Origin of the sequence: Synechococcus sp. 'PEA 65AY6A-5F PE A', assembly GCF_047462575.1 — a bacterium.
Lineage (GTDB): Bacteria > Cyanobacteriota > Cyanobacteriia > Thermostichales > Thermostichaceae > Thermostichus.
The window spans coordinates 33259-49761 of record NZ_JAOALE010000005.1 but is presented as its reverse complement, the minus strand read 5'-3'; the positions used below and the strand labels follow the sequence as shown (position 1 = coordinate 49761).

Here is a 16503-nt window from a genome sequence, read left to right as displayed (position 1 = left end):
TGCCTGTCCATCTAAGTCGTTCCCTAACTCCCCTCTCCCTGAGGGAGAGGGGTTGGGGGTGAGGGCAGGAGCGCTTGGGTCGGCCCCTAGTTGGATTTGACCAGGCGGGGATCCGTCAAGGTCTTATCTGCCGAAGCGCCGCTGCCGCGACTGATAGCTGAGCAGGGCTTGGTGAAAGGCGGCGCGGTCGAAATCCGGCCAGAGGATGGGGGTGAAGTACTGCTCGGTGTAGGCCATCTGCCAGAGCAGGAAGTTGCTGATGCGCATCTCGCCGCTGGTGCGGATCAACAGGTCGGGATCCGACAAGCCAGTGGTGTAGAGAAATTGGGAAAAGAGGGCCTCGTCGATCTGATCCGGTTGCAAAAGCCCCTGCTGCACCAGGGTGGCAATCGAGCGGCAAGCCTGCACGATCTCCTGTCTGCCGCCGTAGTTGAGGGCCACCGTCAGGCAAATGCCCTCGTTGTGCTGGGTGCGTTCCACCGCATGCAGGATCGTGTCCTGCAAAGATCGGGGCAGGGCCGACAACTGGCCGGCAAACTGGATGCGCACCCCCTGCTGCACCATTTCCGCCAGTTCCTGCCACAGCACCTGCTCGAACAAGGTCATGAGGAAATCCACCTCCTCGCGGGCGCGGCCCCAGTTCTCCGTGGAGAAGGCGTAGGCGGTGAGGAGGGGGATCCCCCAATCGTGACAGCAGCGGAGCAACTCCTTCAAAGCCGCTACCCCGCGCTGATGCCCGACACTGCGGGGCAAGCCTCGTTTTTGCGCCCACCGCCCGTTACCATCCATGACCACTGCCACATGGCGGGGCAATAACTGCGGATCTAGGTCGGCAGGCAACTGCAGAAGATGGACAGGAGAAAGGGTCATGCGGATCAGTCTTTAGGAAGGGTTTTCTCAGGTTTGCGAAGGAGTTTGGCTAGATCTGGCAGGGATCCCCACCAGCGCAACAGCCCATTGTGAATCCACGGGTGGGCCCACAATCCCTGCAGAGGAGCATCCCGTTTTTTGGCTTCGCGCGGATGGCGCAACCGCTGCACCAGCAGTTCGTGGAGCTTGGCACTGGTCAGAGGTCGCTCGAGGCGTCCGCCTTCTGCCAGTGAGATGGATCCCGTCTCCTCTGAGACCACAATACACAAGCAATTGGCCTGTTCTGTGATCCCCATCGCCGCCCGGTGCCTCGTGCCCAGTTGGCGAGAGGCAGTTCGCTCCGAAACCGGCAGGATCACCCCTGCCGCGCGAATCCGATCCCGATGGATAATTACAGCCCCATCGTGCAGGAGCGTCGAGGTCTGGAAGATCGTCTGTAAGAGCTCCCGGGACACCCGCGCCTGGAGAGGAACCCCTTTATCGGTGAACACCCGCGAGTCAATGGGCTGATCTGGCTCGATGACAATCAGCGCCCCTGTCCGATTTTGGGAGAGTTCTCGCACCGCCTGCACCACCTCCTCCACCAAATCCTCCTTAGGGTCATCCTCGTCATCGTCTGTGCTGTTCGGCCACTCAACGCAGATGGCCCTCGCCAGTTGCTCCAGGAGCCGCCGAAACTCCGGCTGAAAGAGTACCCCCATCGCCACAGCCGCGGCCAGGAGCAAGCGATCCAAAATCAGGTGCACCAGCGGCAGCGAGGCGGTGGCCAGATACAGGACCAGCAGCACCATAAACCCCCGCACCAGCACCCCGGCCCGGCTCTCGCGGGTGTAATAGAGGGCCAAAGCCAATAGCAAGACGGCCAGAGCCCAGTCCAACAGGCTGAGAACATTAAATTGCTGTAGCCAAGCCCATAAGGCCGCCAGCATGCCGAAAAACCCCGTTCACGCTCCCCTCGTTGCGGACCCTTTGCCTACGCCATCCTGCGCCCCAGAACCTTTTGGCTCCGGAACCCCTGTTGGACTGCGGCCCCCTGACCAGCCTACCACTCACCTCCTACCTGTCTTCCAGTCTTTCCTGCCCCAGAGCCAGCGGGGTCGCCGCTGCAGAGAAAGCCGGGCCCCGCCCTCAACGGCAACGGTTACAGGCAGCCGTCTCTGCCCTTCACCGCTGCAACCGCTCCGGTAAGATGTCCTGACGGATCAGATCTGCATAAGTTTCCCGCCGCAGGATCAACTGGGCCTTCCCTTGGTTGACCAGCACTGCCGCGGGCCGAGGGAAGCGGTTGTAATTGGAGGCCATGCTGTAGTTGTAGGCCCCGCTGGTCAACACAACTAGGACTTCGCCGGGCGCTGGGTTGGGCAAAAGCACATCTTTCAAGAGCACATCCCCCGACTCGCAGTGTTTGCCGGCCACTGTCACCCGCTGGGTGGCCTCGGCCTCAGGGCGGTTGGCCAGAAGGGCGGTGTAGCGGGCTCCGTAGGTGATAGGGCGGGGGTTATCGGACATGCCGCCGTCAATGGTGACGTAGAGACGCCCTTCGGGAAGGTCTTCGCTGGGCGGGATCCACTTCTTGCCCCCCAAAGTGTAGGCGGTTACAGCCGCTGGCCCAACCACAGACCGTCCAGGCTCGCAGAGCACCTTGGGCAGCGGGATCCCGGCGGCGGTGAAGCTCTGCTGCACTGCAGTGGCCACGGCTTCCACCCACTCCGGAATGGAGGGGGGATCGTCGGATTCGACATAGCGGATCCCTAGTCCGCCGCCCACATTCAGCTCCTGCAAGGGCAGCCCCTTCTCCAGCCCTTGGCGCCAGACCTGGGCCAGTACCCCTGCCAGATCCCGGTGGCCTTGTAGGTCGAAGATCTGGGATCCGATGTGGGCGTGGAGCCCGACGCATTGCAATTGGGGATGGGCTGCCAAAAAATCAAATACCTCCGGCAGTTGCCACTGGCCGATGCCAAATTTGCTGTCGGTTTGGCCAGTGCGGATGTACTCGTGGGTGTGGACGTCAATGCCGGGGTTGACCCGCACCAACAAGCGGGCCGGTCGTGCAGGGGTAGCCAGAGCGGCCAGTTGCTGTAGCTCGTAGAGGCTATCGGCCACCAGGGTGCAGCCCACCTCCAGGGCCATGGCCAGCTCCTCCGCCGACTTGGCGTTGCCGTGCAGGTAGAGCTCCTCACCCCTGGCTCCTGCTTGAATAGCGGTATAGAGCTCCCCGCCGGAGGCCACGTCCAGCCCCAGCCCTTCTTGTAAGGCCAAAGCGCAGATGGCCAAGCAGTTCCAGGCTTTCGTAGCATACAAGACCTGGGATCCCCCAGGGTAGCAGCGGGCCCAGGTGTCGCGGTAGAGCCGGCAGGCGTGTCGCAACGTCCACTCGTCCAGGATGTAGAGGGGAGAGCCAAACTGGCGCACCAGCTCTACCACGTCGCAGCCGCCGATTTCCAGGTGGCCCTGGCTGTTGGTGCGGCTGGTCAGGGGCAATAGCGACTGGTTGGGAGAAACTTGTTCGACGGAGGTGGAAGTGCCGAGGGTTGAAACCATAGGGACAAGTGAAGGGACTGTCCTCCACCCTATCAAGTTTTCTCTCCAGTTTGGCCAAATGCCCTCAAGCCCCTTGTTGCCAGCAGCCCCCGCAAGGTAGGGCATGATGTCTTGCCGGGAACTCCCTCCCTGTTTAGCTCCCGTCCCCAAGACAGCTCTTCTCGCCTGGATTCGATCTTGGGCAGCACTTTCTGCTAATATAGGAAGCCAGTGTCCAAGGGTCGATGCCCGAGTGGTTAAAGGGGGCGGACTGTAAATCCGCTGGCTTATGCCTACGTTGGTTCGAATCCAACTCGGCCCACCATGCCGCCCACGTAGCTCAGTGGCAGAGCACCCCCTTGGTAAGGGGGAGGTCACGAGTTCAATCCTCGTCGTGGGCTTACGTGCAGGCTCCAAGTTCCGCCGCTTGAGGTTTCTCTTCCCCTGGCTTGACGATCTCGCCGCTGAGGGAAAAGGCCCGCGTGGCAGTGATGCGCACTGGCACCAGGGATCCCTGCAATTGCTCGGGATCGCCGTCGAAGAAGACGATGCGATTGCCGCGGGTGCGCCCCATGGCCTGGCGGGGGTTTTTGGGATTGGGGCCTTCCACCAGCACCTCCTGCACCTGGCCCAGCAGCCGGGCGCTGCGGGCGGCAGCCACCTCCGCGACCAAGCGGTTGAGCCGTTGCAGGCGGTCGCTTTTTTCCTCTTCCGGCACCTGGTCAGGCCACTCGGCTGCCGGCGTGCCAGGGCGGGGAGAGTAGGCGGCAGTATTGAGGAAATCAAAGCCGATATCCTGAACCAGTTGCAGGGTTTCCTGAAACTGGGCTTCCGTTTCGCCGGGGAAGCCGACGATGGCATCGGCGCTGATGGTGGCCTCGGGCATGTACTGGCGGATGAGCTGGATGAGCTGGCGGTAGCGCTCCTGGGTGTAGCCCCGCCGCATCCGCTTGAGGACGGCGTCGCTGCCCGCCTGGAAGGGGATGTGGAAGTGCTCGCACACCTTGGGCAGCTCGGCACAGGTGGCGATCAGCTCTTCAGTAAAGTAGCGCGGGTGGCTGGTGGCAAAGCGAATCCGCTCGATCCCTTCCACCGAGTGGACAAAGCGCAGCAAGCTGGCCAGGTTGGTCTTGGGATCCAGATCCCGCCCGTAGGCGTCGATGTTTTGCCCTAGCAAGGTGACCTCGCGGTAGCCGGCCCGGGCCACGTCCTCCATCTCGGCGCGGATGGCCTGCGGCTGGCGCGACTGCTCCCGTCCCCGCACCAACGGCACAATGCAGTAGGTGCAGCGCTCGTTGCAGCCGTAGATGACGTTGATCCAGGCTGTCACCCGGCTATCCCGGCGGGGCTTGGTGATGTCTTCCGGGATCTCGACAGGCTCGGTGGCCACCACCTGGTTGCCCGCCTCCACCTGGGCCAGCAGATCCCCAAGGCGGTTGACGTACTGGGGGCCCATGACCAGATCCAACTCGGGGACGCGGCGCAGCAACCTTTCCCCCTCCTGCTGGGCCACGCAGCCGGCCACGATGAGCTTGATGGCTGGGTTTTTCCGCTTGCGCTGCGCCTGGATGCCCAGGTAGGAATACACCTTTTGCTCAGCGTTATCGCGGATGGTGCAGGTATTGAAGAGAACTAAGTCTGCCTGCAGCTCGTCTTCGGCGGGCACATACCCCAGCGACTCGAGGATCCCGGCCATGCGCTCGCTATCGGCCCGGTTCATTTGACAGCCGAAGGTGATGGTGTAATAGGTGGGAGCAGCCATGGCAAGACCAGAAGACAGGGTCAGCAATCTCTACCTTTTTTGAGCTTAGCGGATCCTTATGGGGCGGTAGCGGCAACGTAAGGGTTGGGGGGCAGATCCCTCTCCCTTGGCTCCCTCTGCGCGGCCCAGGCTGGTTTGCTAAGCAGTGTCCCTCAGCAGAGTAGCCACTGAGCTAGGGCGCGTCAGTCGGGCATGAGGGCGTGAACTTGCTTGCGGCCGTTGGGGTAGAGCAAGGCGCGCTTGGGGCCGTGGATGGGATCCTCCACGATAATGGTTTGGTCGCGGCTGGCTCCCAGGGAGACGATGGCAATCGGCACCTGCATCAACTGGGCCAAAAACTTCAGGTAGTCGTAGGCTTCGGGGGGCAAGTCCTCAACGGAGCGGCAGCCTTTGGTGGAGCACCTCCAGCCGGGCAGGGTTTTGTAGATGGGTTTGCACTGGGCAAAGACCCGAGCGTCACTGGGAAAGTGGTGGATCTCACGGCCCTGGTACTCGTAGGCCACACACACCTTGATTTCGTCCAGAGCATCCAGGACATCCAGCTTGGTGATGGCCAGGCAGTCGAGGCCGTTGATGCGCACGGCGTAGCGCCCGATTACGCCGTCGAACCAGCCGCAGCGCCGCTGCCGCCCGGTAGTGGTGCCGACTTCGCCGCCGGCAGATTGCAAATAGGCGCCAATCTCGTCTTTCAGTTCGGTGGGGAAGGGGCCTTCGCCGACGCGGGTGGTGTAAGCCTTGGCTACCCCGATCACCCGGTCGATGCTGGTGGGGCCAACTCCAGCCCCCACGCAGGCGCCGCCGGCGATGGGATGGGAGGAAGTGACGTAAGGGTAGGTGCCGTAGTCGAGATCCAACAGCGTGCCCTGGGCCCCCTCAAAGAGGATGTTCTGCCGCTCCTCGATGGCCTGGGTGAGGAGTAGGGCAGCGTCGGTGACGTAGGGGCGCAGCCGCTCCGCGTAGGCCAGGTATTGCTCGATGATCGGCTCGGGATCCAGAGGGGGTAGGTTGTAGATTTTTTCCAGCAAAACGTTCTTGTAGGGAATGGCCCAACTGAGGCGCTCCCGCAGTTGGTCGGGGTACATCAAGTCCACGACGCGGATGCCCATGCGCTCGGCCTTGTCGGCGTAGGTAGGGCCAATGCCTCGCCCGGTGGTGCCCAGCCGGTAGATGCCGCGTCGCTCTTCCTCGGCCACGTCGATGACGCGGTGGTAGGGCAAGGTTACGTGGGCTGTCTCGGCGATGTAGAGGTTGTGGGTGGAGATCCCCAGTTGGTGCAGTTGGTCGATCTCGGCCAGCAACACCTCAGGGTCGATCACCGTGCCGCTGGCGATGATGCAGCGCTTGTCGGGGTAGAGGATGCCGGAGGGGATCAGGTGCAGCTTAAAGATTTGGCCCCCCACCACCACGGTATGTCCTGCGTTAACCCCGCCTTGGTAGCGGACGACCACATGCGCCTTTTCACTGAGGAGGTCGGTGATCTTACCTTTTCCTTCGTCGCCCCACTGGGCACCGACAACCACAACGTTTGCCAAGGGCTTCTCCTACAGTCTCTGAACGGCACAAAAAATCCCCTTTGCGGGGTCGCTGCACTAATTTACCGCATTGCTCCAGGCAGTGTTGAGGGCTTCGGACAAAAACGTTAACAATCGATTAATTTCGACCCCTCGCTAGGGCAGCAGCCCGCTCCCTTTAGCTCCCCGGCTTGAACAGGCCAATGGCGGTGACCTGGTTGGATCCCGCCGCAAAGGCAAAGGACAGGCCAAGGGCGTCGTAGTTGACATAGTAGCGATCGTCGCGCAGATATTCTCGGCTCCCCTTGGGGTAGGGCACCACCTCGTTGTAGCCGTTCTCGCCAGGCCCGCCGTAAATGGCGATCACTTCCGAGTAGGTGGAGCCGATACGGATCCCTTCGCCAGTCATGGCTTCGGGTTGGGTGGTGTAGATGCGGTCGGCAAAAAAGCTATTGAGGACGCCCGGACGGCGGTAGGCAAAGAGGATGTAGTCCTGCAAGTAGAAGATCTTCAGGTCGCTGTTGGGCTGAAATACATTTGCCCGCGATTCGGCCGGGATCAAATCCACGTTGCCCAAGAGGTGGGTATCGACGTTGCGGGTATCCATGCCCAGGACAAAGCGACCAACACGGCCCTCTTGCACCAGGACGGTGGGGCGGGGGGGAGGGCTGGGGCGGCGGGGCAGGGCCAGCGCTTCTAGGGCGGCCTTTAGCCAGGCGTTCTCATCCCCCTCCACCTTTTGCAGGGGCACCAAACCCTGGGCTAGGGAGCGTCCATCGCCTGTCTTCCAGGTGGCCACGGCCAGTTCCACCGCCGCGCCAGAAGGAAGGGCAAAGAAGCGGGTCTGGCGTTCGCTGCCTTGAGTGGGTTGCCCTACTATAACGGTGCTGCCGCTGGCTCCCAACTGGGCCGCCAGGAGGGTGGCCCCCTGGCGGGTGTTGCCGTCGACCAGGACGGCCGATGGGATCCCAGCAGCCAGTGGCAGGTTTTCGCTGTTCCAGGGGGTAGGCTGGCCAAAGCGGTCTTCGGTAACCAGCAGCGGCTGCACGGAGCGGGGCAAGAATAGGCGTGCCACATCCGCTATCACTTGCGGGTCATAGCCCACCGAGCTGCGCAGGTCGAGGACAATGCCTTGGCTGTAATCCTGGGTGTAGAGGGCTTGGCGGATCTGCTGGGCTGTGGCAGGGGTGAGCTCCGGCACTGCCAGGTAAACCTGGCGCGGCCCAATCTGACGCGCCTGCAGGGGTGGACGAGGGCGGTTGAGCAAGTCCCTGAAGCTTTGGGGATCCCAGAAGCGATCGGCGGGATCCCCGTATTCGCGCAGAACCTCTCGAATCAGCTCGTACTCGACTTCGATGGGCGGACGGGGATCGCTGTAGGTGCGGGCCAACAGGCGGGTGTAGAGGTCGTTGTAGTTAACCGCAGCGGCTTGCTTGCCCGCCTGCCAAGACTCGTTGATGAACAACTCCACCAGATAGCGCAAATCCTGGCCCATTGCTGGCAAAGGAGGAGCTGCCGGGATGCCCAGATCGGGCGACGCACCCTGGAAGGGAGAAATCGGATTCGCAATCGGATCCTCAACTGAGGGCATGACCGGCACAGGGGGCAAGGCCGCTTGCCCCATCACTCTGCCAGAAAGGACTCCGCTGAGCGCCCCGACTGTGCCCCACACCTGAACTGCCCGCGCAAATCCCTTCATGGTGGCCTGCCCTTGTTTGCAGATGCTGTGAATAGGATAAACTCTGGGCAATCTCCTCTACCACTGTCGGCAGGGCCAAATACTTGTTTTTTAAATCATGAGACACTACTGGTTGTCTTGCCCTCTTGCCTCTGTCTGGGCGTTTCCCGGTTCGGATCCCGAAGCAGCGCGGGTGTGCCCTAGCTCTCGGCAGACCAGATTGTGCGGATAGGCAGGGTGAAGCCGGGGAGCACGTCTTCTCCCGACAAGGTTTCTGGGTCTTCCACTAGCTCCGGCGCCTGTCCTGCCCGGTAGATCATCACCCGCTTGGCCTTGGGATCCAAAAGCCACCCCAAGCGACAGCCGTTGTCTATGTACTCCTGCATCTTGGCCTGGGCTTGAACCCAAGAATCGGTGGGCGAGAGGATCTCCACCACAAAGTCAGGACACAGGGGCAAGAATCCCTGGCGGGTCTGGGGATCCAGAGCCTCCCACTTTTCCAGCGGGATCCAGGCCAGGTCAGGAGAGCGGTCGCTGCCTGAAGGCAGAGAAAACCCCGTGGAAGAATCAAAGGTTTTGCCTCGGCCTGATTGGCGATTCCAGAGGGTTAGCTCTGTGGTGATCTCTGCATTCCAGTGGCCAACTTCACCGCCAGTGGGGGACATGATCACCAGCTCTCCTCGGGCAGTGCGCTCTAGCTTTAGCTCAGGATTGGCCGCACATAGCCGGATAAAATCCTCTCGCGTCAGAGTCATCAAGGGGCTGAGATTGAGCGTCAAGGCCGTCATGGCATGAACTGGACATTCCCATGCAAAACTGGATTCCAGAATAACCCCCTGCTGAAGGGCAATAGGAAGCAATTGGGAGCCCTGGCTCTAGTTTATAAAGTCTCAGTCTGGTTTGGCTCTGATTCAACGTTTTCCAGGTCTTGAGAGTAGGGGAGAGAGTCTTGCTCTGGGCAATTTCCTGCTCGAAGTGTGTCCGGGCTTGAGGATGGATCCCTGCTGCGATGGCTTGCTGCAATACGTGACGACGCACCTCTTCAGTGTGCCTGTCAAGCACCATTTTCAGAGCATAAAACCGGTTGATGGCAAGCTTGTTGAAGTGGTCCAGCGCCGCTGCGGCAAAGGATCCCTCTGCACCCCGATAGAGGTATCGCACCAAGGTATCGGCGGCTTCTATGGCCAGTTCCCCTTCCAGAGAATGCAGAGCTTCTAGATTCTTTTCCACTTCTGCTAGCGAGTTGCCACAGGATACCCGTGTCAGACCCATCGATACCCAGCCCACCAATGGCTGTCGAATCTTGAGCCAGCCGTTGAGTACTTCCATGACCCGCACTTCGGTTCCATTGGGCAGTTGACCGATAACATTGCCTGCGGCTACAGCGGGTGTCGATCGTACATTAGTCGGCGGATTGGGATCCTCTATCTGAGTAATGCAGGGCAGGGGGACATCTGTGTACAAGGTGTCGTCGATCTCAACCTCCTTGCCGGCACTGCGAAGTGTATCAATTAGCCGACTGACAACATCTTTGGGCACATCTAGCACTGTCGAGAGCCAACTTGGATTAATGCTTAGCCCTGGCTCCCAGCCCGCCTGAGCCACCACTACCCACTGACCACTGTGTTTTTTAAGCAAATAGCAGCCATCAATTACCGGAAGGTCGCCAACTCCGGCAGAGACTTCAACCAGAGCATAGTTTTCGGCAATGGCGATTGCTCCGGTTTCCAGAGGATGAACCGGCACACCGGGAGATCGAGCTGCTGCTTGTCGGAGATACTCGTTGATCAATGGGTCGGTGAGCACAGCTTGCCTTATGGCAGTGCGATCACCAGAGCTGCCGGGGTTTGGCAAGGTTTGCGCGACCCAAGTTCTCGCTGTGGCAGCTGGCAAAGCCGACAAAACTTGAAGGGAAGCTGTAGGAGCTTCTGCCTTGGATCCACCCTTGTCCAGGAATTGCGCTGTTGGAGAAAAGACATTGCCGCCCAAAAGTAGTAGCGTTGGTGCTATCGACAATGCTGATGGGATTTTCCTCAAGCTCAATATCGATCGGCAGCTTTGGGATAGAAGAGCTTGCATTTTCATCAACATCTGCTGAAATGGTTTGCCCTGCGGAGTTTTTGGAATCTACGCTCTTCTCTAGATAGCAAGCGAGATGGGATCCCGCCGCGATTGCCGCCTGCTGGGTGCTTTAGCCGACGTGAGCGGTGGGGTTGACTAGGCCGATCACTTGAGTGTAGGCGCCGCGAGCTTGGGTCACTCCAATGGTGCGCTCCGCTTTTTCAAGCATGGGACGGCGCAGGCTGACCACCAAGAATTGCGCCTGGCGGGATTGCTGCCAGATCATGTCGGCCAATTTTTCTACATTGGCCCCATCCAAAAACATGTCCACCTCGTCAAAGGCATAAAAGCTAGAGGGGCGATAGCGCTGCAACGCAAAAATAAAGCTGAGGGCCGTCAAGGATTTTTCTCCGCCCGACATGGCGCTGAGACGACGCACTGGCTTGCCTTTGGGGCGGGCCACCAGGGTCAAACCCCCGGCCAACGGATCCTCTGGGTTCTCCAATTCTAAATAGCCCTCTCCCTCGGAAAGCTGGGCAAAGATGGTCTGGAAATGGCCGTTGATGGCATGGAAGGCATCCAAAAACGCTTGGCGGCGCAGGGTGGAAAAGTTCTCGATGCGCAGCAACAATTCGGTGCGCTCTTGGTGCAGGGTTTCCAGTTTGGCGCTGAGATCCCCTAGGCGGGCCTGGATCTGTTCGTATTCGGCGATGGCCAACATGTTCACCGGCTCCAGGGATCGCAATTGCTCTTCGATTTTGCGTTTTTGCCGTTGCAGCTCGTCCAGGGTCAGGTGGGGGGGCAGGGGGGGAAGGGGATCCGGCAGCTCTTGGGCCGCGGCTTGCAGTTGGGCTTGCAGTTGGGCAAGGATGGCCTCTTTTTCCTGCTGTTGGGTGAGGGCGTGGTAGCGTTCCCATTCCAGGCGTTGGAGCTGCTGCTGTTGGGCGCGCAGTTGAAATTCTTGCCGCTCCCGCTCTTGGCGCAGGTGGGCGAGGCGGGCTTCGATCTGGCCCATCTGTTGCCGTTGCTCGGCAATGTGCTGCTGGATGTGGGCGAGAGTGGCCTGGGCCTGGGCGATTTGCTCTTGAAGTTGGGCCTGACGCCGTTCGCCCTCTTGCAGGCGCTCCTGGTGGTGCTGGATCTGGGCCTGCTTCAGGTGTTGCTGGCTGAGGTTCTCCTGCTGCTGTCGCTCCAGGTGGGCCAGGTGGTGTTGCAGCTCCGCCAGGTGGCTCTCCTGCTGCTGTACCGCCTGCTGCAATTGCTGCCAGTGCTGGTTGACCGGGGATCCCTCCAGTTGGCTGAGCTTGCGGGCGAGATCGGCCAGGCGCTGTTGCAAGGGATCCCAGCGGAGTTGAATCTGGTGCAGCCGCTCTTGGATCTGCTGGCTTTCGCTTTGCCATTGCGCCAGGGATCCCTGCAGGTGTTGCAGGCGGGCCTGCTGGTTTTGGCAGTCGGCCTGGTGCCGCTCCAGGTATTGCTGGGCTTGCAGGGCGTCCTGGCGGGCCAGGAGCAGGGCCTGGGCCAGTTGTTTTTCGCGGGCTTGGGCGGCTTGGAGGCGAGGGGCGAGGGCGGCCAGCAGCGCTTCCAGATCGGCCAGGCGGGCGCGCAGGGCTTCCCCTTCCGAGTGTTCGCCCGCAGAAAAATGGACCCCAGCTCGTTGGGGGCCGGTGCCGCCAGTGATGGCTCCCGAGGTTTCCAGCAGCTCCCCTTCCAGGGTGACCATGCGGTGCTGGCCGATGTAGGGCCGGGCCAGCTCCAGGCTCTGGAAAACCAGGGTGGAGCCGAACACAAAGCCAAAAACATCTCGGTAGCGCTCTTCAAAGTGCACCAGGCGGATGGCGTAGTCGATCAGACCGTTTAAGTTGAGGGGGGCGGGCGGGCGGGCGGGCTGCAATTTGTTGAGGGGCAAAAAGGTGGCGCGCCCCAGTTTTTCCCGCTTTAAGAGGTTGATCGCGCTGACGGCGACGCTTTCATCTTCCACCACCACAAAGTGCAGTCGGTTGCCTGCCGCAATCTCCAGCGCCAGTTGATACTGGGGATCCACCTGCCCCAACTGGGCCACCAATCCCAAAACCCCCGGCAGGCGGGCGCTCAGGATGGCCTGGGTGGCGCGGGATCCCTGGGATTCTTGCAGCAGTTGGCGGCGGGTCTCCCACTTGTCCAGTTGCCGCTGCTTGGCGTGGAACTCGGCGGCCAGCCGCTCGTGGGTGGCGCGATCCAGCTCCAGGTTGGCTTGCAGTTGCGCCAGCTCTTGCGCCAGGGCCTGCACCTGGGCTTCCGACTGTCGGCAGGCCTGTTCCAGCTCGGCGGTGAGGGCCAGGTGGGATCCCAGCCATTCTTCAATCTGGGCGATCTCAGTTTGGGTGTCTTGGACTTGTCGCGCCAGTTGCCGTTGGCGCTCTTGCAGGCGAATTTGCTCCTGTTGCAAAGGCTCTTGTTCGGCGCGGATCTCTTCCAGGTGGCGGGTGAGGTAGCGCTGCTGCTTGACCCAGGCCTCGGCAGATTGGGCCAGGGCCCGCAGTTGTTCGCGGCTTTGTTCTAGGCTGATTTGGGCTTTCTGCACCTGGGCTTGCAGGGATCCCTGGGCCTGGGCCAGTTGCTCCTGTTGGCTTTGCAGGCGTTCCAGCTCTGCCTGCAGGTGCTGCTGTTGGGTTTGGCGCTCCTGCTGCAGGCGCTGCGTTTGCTCGATTTCCTGCTGCCAGGCGGCGATCTGTTGGCTGAGCTGTTGCCGTTGCACTTCGGCGGCAGCGATCTGGGCTTGCAGGTGCAGGTATTCTTCCTCTCCGAGGGCGTGGATGCGGCTTTGCAGCTCGCTCAGGGCGGCTTCCGCCTGCTGTAACTGCTCGCTCAAGGTCTGCACCTGAACAGTGGCTTGCTCCTGAGCCTCCAGAAGCTGCCGAATGGCTGCCTGGGTTGCTTCCACTTGGGCTTGCAAATGCCGCCAAAGCAACACCCGTTGCTGTCGCTCCAGCGTTTGCCACTGCAGCCGCAACTGCTGGTACTGCTGCGCCTTTTCGCTTTCCCTGAGCAGCCGCTCTCCTTGGGCTTGCCATTCCTGCTCGATGAGCCGGAAGCGCTCAATTTGTTCGCGCACCACCTCCAGCTTGGCGTTGGCCTGGGCGATCTTGCGGTCGAAGGTGGCCACCCCCGCCAATTCGTCGAGGATCTGCCGCCGCTCCTTGGAGTTCATGGAGATGATGCTGGTAACATCCCCCTGCAGGACCACGTTGTAGCCGTTGGGGTAGATGTGCATCGCCTCCAGTTGCTCGTGCAGCTCGCTCAAGGTGCAGGGCACATCGTTGATGTAGAAGGTGCTGGTGTAGGGCAGGGAATCGGGATCCTCTCCCTTGCCGGGGCTGACCCGCAGCCGACGGCTGACTTTCCATTCTCTCGGCTGGCCGTCTTCTCCCGGCCCCAGATCGAAGGTGACGGCGACGTGGGTCTCTACCCGCCGGTTGCTGCTGAGGCTGCCAGAATGCACCAGATCCGAAAGCCTCTCTGCCCGCATCCCCCGCGAGGACGATAGCCCCAGCGCGAACAGGATCCCATCCAGGATGTTGGACTTGCCGGAGCCGTTGGGGCCGGAGATGACCGTAAAACCCGGCAACAGGGGCAGCGAGGTCGTGCTGCCAAAGGACTTAAATCGGGTCAGCTCGATCCGCTTGATGTACATCCCGCCCCATATCTAGCGCAGCCAGCAGCAGATGATGGCACCAGGCTAGCACGGGTAGCGCAGCCTGCCCAGCTTCTAAGAAGGCTCAGGATCTGGGCTCGGGCTGACGAGCAGATCGGCCTTTTGCAAAAGACGATGCACCTCTGCCTGTAGCTCTGGCCACTTATAGGTGAGCAGGTTGGGCTTGGAGATGAGCAGTAGCCGGTATCCGGGTTTCAGGTTTGGGCACAGGGGCCGCAAGATTTCTCGCAACCGGCGTCGCAGCCGATTCCGCTTGACAGCAGATTTGCTCACCTTTTTCCCGATCACCAGCCCCACCTGGCTGGGGATCCCTTCGCACCCCGCCGGCATCGGCTGAAACAAAAGGATCAAGCCTGCACCGGAACGGCGCTGCCCCGCCTGGTAAAGCGCCTGGAAAGCTCGCCGATCTCGCAAGCGATAAGGAGCAGGCAGCATTGGGCACTGAAAGGGAATCCCAGGCAGGAGTCAACCCGTCTTGGACGCCGACACCCCAAGAGTTTGAGATGGGATCGGCTCTGCTAACCCTTAAGAAACCGCCAGGCGATAACGCCCCTTGGCCCGCCGCCGCCGCAAGACCTGCCGCCCGCTTGCCGTGCGCATCCTGGCCCGAAACCCAGAGACGCGAATGCGTCTGCGATTGGTGCCACGAAGGGTACGCTGAGTCATGGTGGAGACCAACTCATCCTGTCAACAAGGCCTGCTGCGACTGGCGAGGGAGAAGCCCAGTTCACCGGCAGACAATTAGCAAAGCTTTATCGTAGCAGACTCGACGGAAAATCGCTAGATTGGCCGCCTCACGCCGAGCAGCTAAATTGGGGATCCTACAATCCCAGTCGAGAGAGCAGAGGCACCGGGTTGGCGCCCCTGTCTTTGCTGGGCTTTGGCTGTGTCGCTTTGGGTGTGTGGTGTGGACATCTCCCTAGATCGACTCTGGGACGAAGCTTTGGGGCATCTACAGGTGCAGCTCAGCCGTCCAACTTTTGAGGCTTGGATCAAGACGGCGCGAGCTGAATCCTTGGTGGACAACCGCCTCACCATCTCCACTCCTAGCGAATGGGCGCGGGGCTGGCTGCAAAAGCACTACGCCTCCACCATCACCGAGGTGGTGCAGCGGGTGGCCGGAATCCCTTTGCAAGTGGAGTTTTCCGTCGCTCCCCAGGCTTTGGTCGAGGAAGAAGCTCCTTCAACGGCTGTGGCCTCAACCTCCCGCAAGGCCGGCAGTTTTCCTGCTTCCGCCCCCTTGGGGCTGGAGGTGAGCGGCAGCCTGCCCATGCGAGCCCCGGATCTCAACCCCAAGTATTCCTTCTCGCGGTTTGTGGTCGGCCCCAACAACCGCATGGCCCATGCAGCGGCTCTGGCCGTGGCCGACAAGCCTGGGCGGGCCTACAATCCCTTGTTTCTCTGCGGCGGGGTAGGGCTGGGCAAAACCCACCTGATGCAGGCCATCGGCCACTACCAACTGGAGGCGAATCCGCGGGCCAAGGTCTTTTACGTGTCCACCGAGCGCTTTACCAACGATTTAATCGATGCCATCCGGCGAGACAGCATGCAGTCTTTCCGGGAGCACTATCGAGATGTGGATATTTTATTGGTGGACGACATTCAATTTATCGAAGGCAAAGAGTACACCCAAGAGGAGTTTTTCCACACCTTTAATACGTTGCACGAGTCGGGCAAACAGATCGTGCTAGCTGCCGACCGCTCCCCTCACCTCATCCCTCGGCTGCAGGAGCGGCTCTGTTCTCGGTTTTCGATGGGCTTGATTGCGGAAATTCAGCCGCCGGACATCGAGACCCGCATGGCCATTCTCAAGAAAAAAGCCGAGTACGAGGGGATGATCCTACCGCCTGAGGTGATCGAATACATTGCTACCACCTACACCAGCAACATTCGCGAGCTGGAGGGCGCCCTCATCCGTGCCGTTGCCTACGTCTCCATTTCTGGCCTGCCGATGAGTGTGGAGACGATTCAGCCCATTCTCAACCCCCCCAGCGAGCCCAAGGAGATCACGCCCGACATGATTATTGACGTGGTCTGTGAAGAATTCGGCGTCGACCGAGAAAGCTTATTGGGATCCTCTCGCAAGCGGGACATCAGCCAGGCGCGGCAAATTGCCATGTTTTTGATGCGTCACCATACCAATCTTAGCTTGCCCAAAATTGGCGATTACTTTGGCGGGAAAGATCACACCACCGTTCTCTATAGCTGTGAAAAAGTTAGCCAGTTGCAGCGGGAAAATCTGCAATTTGAGCGGCAACTGCAAAACCTGGCCCAGCGGCTGCGAGTCATGGCCAACAGCCGAAACCGCTAGTCTTTGCCTTGCCATTGTTGAACCGTCCTTGGGGTGTCATCCTACGCTGCTGAGAGCCGCGGCGCCCGCGAGCTGGCGTGAAAGCTCCTATTGGAA

12 protein-coding genes and 2 tRNA genes are annotated in these 16503 nt (G+C 60.7%); 3 read left to right on the top strand and 11 right to left on the bottom strand.

Features of this window, described 5'->3' with window-relative positions; translation table 11 throughout:
* Positions 1-123: 123 nt before the first annotated feature.
* The 3 genes from GG26_RS03035 to lysA all read right to left on the bottom strand — a co-directional run bounded on the left by GG26_RS03035 (position 124) and on the right by lysA (position 3411).
* Positions 124-870 (bottom strand): isoprenyl transferase, encoded by a 747-nt coding sequence (locus GG26_RS03035; RefSeq protein WP_011431663.1) that lies wholly within the window; start codon positions 868-870, stop codon positions 124-126.
* 5 nt (positions 871-875) lie between these two features.
* Positions 876-1799: a diadenylate cyclase CdaA gene (cdaA, locus tag GG26_RS03030; protein WP_011431664.1), complete on the bottom strand. Its 924-nt coding sequence runs from the start codon at positions 1797-1799 to the stop codon at positions 876-878.
* A gap of 235 nt (positions 1800-2034) precedes the next feature.
* Positions 2035-3411 (bottom strand): diaminopimelate decarboxylase, encoded by a 1377-nt coding sequence (lysA, locus tag GG26_RS03025; protein ID WP_011431665.1) that lies wholly within the window; start codon positions 3409-3411, stop codon positions 2035-2037.
* 218 nt (positions 3412-3629) lie between these two features.
* Here lysA and GG26_RS03020 point away from each other — a divergent pair.
* Positions 3630-3715 (top strand) — tRNA-Tyr (locus GG26_RS03020).
* Positions 3716-3719: 4 nt separating this feature from the next.
* Positions 3720-3791: transfer RNA gene (locus GG26_RS03015), tRNA-Thr, on the top strand.
* Here GG26_RS03015 and miaB read toward each other — a convergent pair.
* The 8 genes from miaB to rpmH all read right to left on the bottom strand — a co-directional run bounded on the left by miaB (position 3791) and on the right by rpmH (position 14762).
* The gene (gene miaB, locus GG26_RS03010; protein WP_414388817.1) at positions 3791-5152 is read right to left on the bottom strand and encodes a tRNA (N6-isopentenyl adenosine(37)-C2)-methylthiotransferase MiaB; all 1362 of its coding nucleotides are present in this window, start codon (positions 5150-5152) and stop codon (positions 3791-3793) included. The genes GG26_RS03015 and miaB overlap by 1 nt on opposite strands.
* 182 nt (positions 5153-5334) lie before the next feature.
* The gene (locus GG26_RS03005; RefSeq protein ID WP_414388815.1) at positions 5335-6684 is read right to left on the bottom strand and encodes an adenylosuccinate synthase; all 1350 of its coding nucleotides are present in this window, start codon (positions 6682-6684) and stop codon (positions 5335-5337) included.
* Positions 6685-6841: 157 nt separating this feature from the next.
* Entirely contained in the window at positions 6842-8362 is a 1521-nt protein-coding gene (locus GG26_RS03000; RefSeq protein WP_041438701.1) for a S41 family peptidase, read from the bottom strand.
* Between the two features lie 179 nt (positions 8363-8541).
* Positions 8542-9129 (bottom strand): Uma2 family endonuclease, encoded by a 588-nt coding sequence (locus GG26_RS02995; RefSeq protein WP_414388813.1) that lies wholly within the window; start codon positions 9127-9129, stop codon positions 8542-8544.
* Entirely contained in the window at positions 9047-10432 is a 1386-nt protein-coding gene (locus GG26_RS02990) for an SH3 domain-containing protein (protein ID WP_414388811.1), read from the bottom strand. Before GG26_RS02990 ends, GG26_RS02995 begins: the two co-directional genes overlap by 83 nt.
* Before the next feature lie 100 nt (positions 10433-10532).
* Entirely contained in the window at positions 10533-14075 is a 3543-nt protein-coding gene (smc, locus tag GG26_RS02985; RefSeq protein ID WP_414388809.1) for a chromosome segregation protein SMC, read from the bottom strand.
* 75 nt (positions 14076-14150) lie between these two features.
* A complete protein-coding gene (gene rnpA, locus GG26_RS02980) occupies positions 14151-14531 on the bottom strand; it encodes a ribonuclease P protein component (protein ID WP_011431672.1) in 381 nt (126 codons plus the stop codon).
* A gap of 90 nt (positions 14532-14621) precedes the next feature.
* Positions 14622-14762: a 50S ribosomal protein L34 gene (rpmH, locus tag GG26_RS02975; protein ID WP_011431673.1), complete on the bottom strand. Its 141-nt coding sequence runs from the start codon at positions 14760-14762 to the stop codon at positions 14622-14624.
* Positions 14763-15003: 241 nt separating this feature from the next.
* Between rpmH and dnaA the strand changes: the two genes are divergently transcribed.
* Positions 15004-16407, top strand: coding sequence for a chromosomal replication initiator protein DnaA (gene dnaA / locus GG26_RS02970; RefSeq protein ID WP_011428926.1), 1404 nt, complete (start codon positions 15004-15006; stop codon positions 16405-16407).
* The last annotated feature ends 96 nt before the right edge of the window (positions 16408-16503 follow it).

Bases quoted from the DNA above. Each gene is read 5' to 3' on its own strand.
- GG26_RS03035 (WP_011431663.1), bottom strand. From the start codon at position 870: ATGACCCTTTCTCCTGTCCATCTTCTGCAGTTGCCTGCCGACCTAGAT.
- cdaA (WP_011431664.1), bottom strand. From the start codon at position 1,799: ATGCTGGCGGCCTTATGGGCTTGGCTACAGCAATTTAATGTTCTCAGC.
- lysA (WP_011431665.1), bottom strand. From the start codon at position 3,411: ATGGTTTCAACCCTCGGCACTTCCACCTCCGTCGAACAAGTTTCTCCC.
- miaB (WP_414388817.1), bottom strand. From the start codon at position 5,152: ATGGCTGCTCCCACCTATTACACCATCACCTTCGGCTGTCAAATGAAC.
- GG26_RS03000 (WP_041438701.1), bottom strand. From the start codon at position 8,362: ATGAAGGGATTTGCGCGGGCAGTTCAGGTGTGGGGCACAGTCGGGGCG.
- GG26_RS02995 (WP_414388813.1), bottom strand. From the start codon at position 9,129: ATGACGGCCTTGACGCTCAATCTCAGCCCCTTGATGACTCTGACGCGA.
- GG26_RS02990 (WP_414388811.1), bottom strand. From the start codon at position 10,432: ATGTTGATGAAAATGCAAGCTCTTCTATCCCAAAGCTGCCGATCGATA.
- smc (WP_414388809.1), bottom strand. From the start codon at position 14,075: ATGTACATCAAGCGGATCGAGCTGACCCGATTTAAGTCCTTTGGCAGC.
- rnpA (WP_011431672.1), bottom strand. From the start codon at position 14,531: ATGCTGCCTGCTCCTTATCGCTTGCGAGATCGGCGAGCTTTCCAGGCG.
- rpmH (WP_011431673.1), bottom strand. From the start codon at position 14,762: ATGACTCAGCGTACCCTTCGTGGCACCAATCGCAGACGCATTCGCGTC.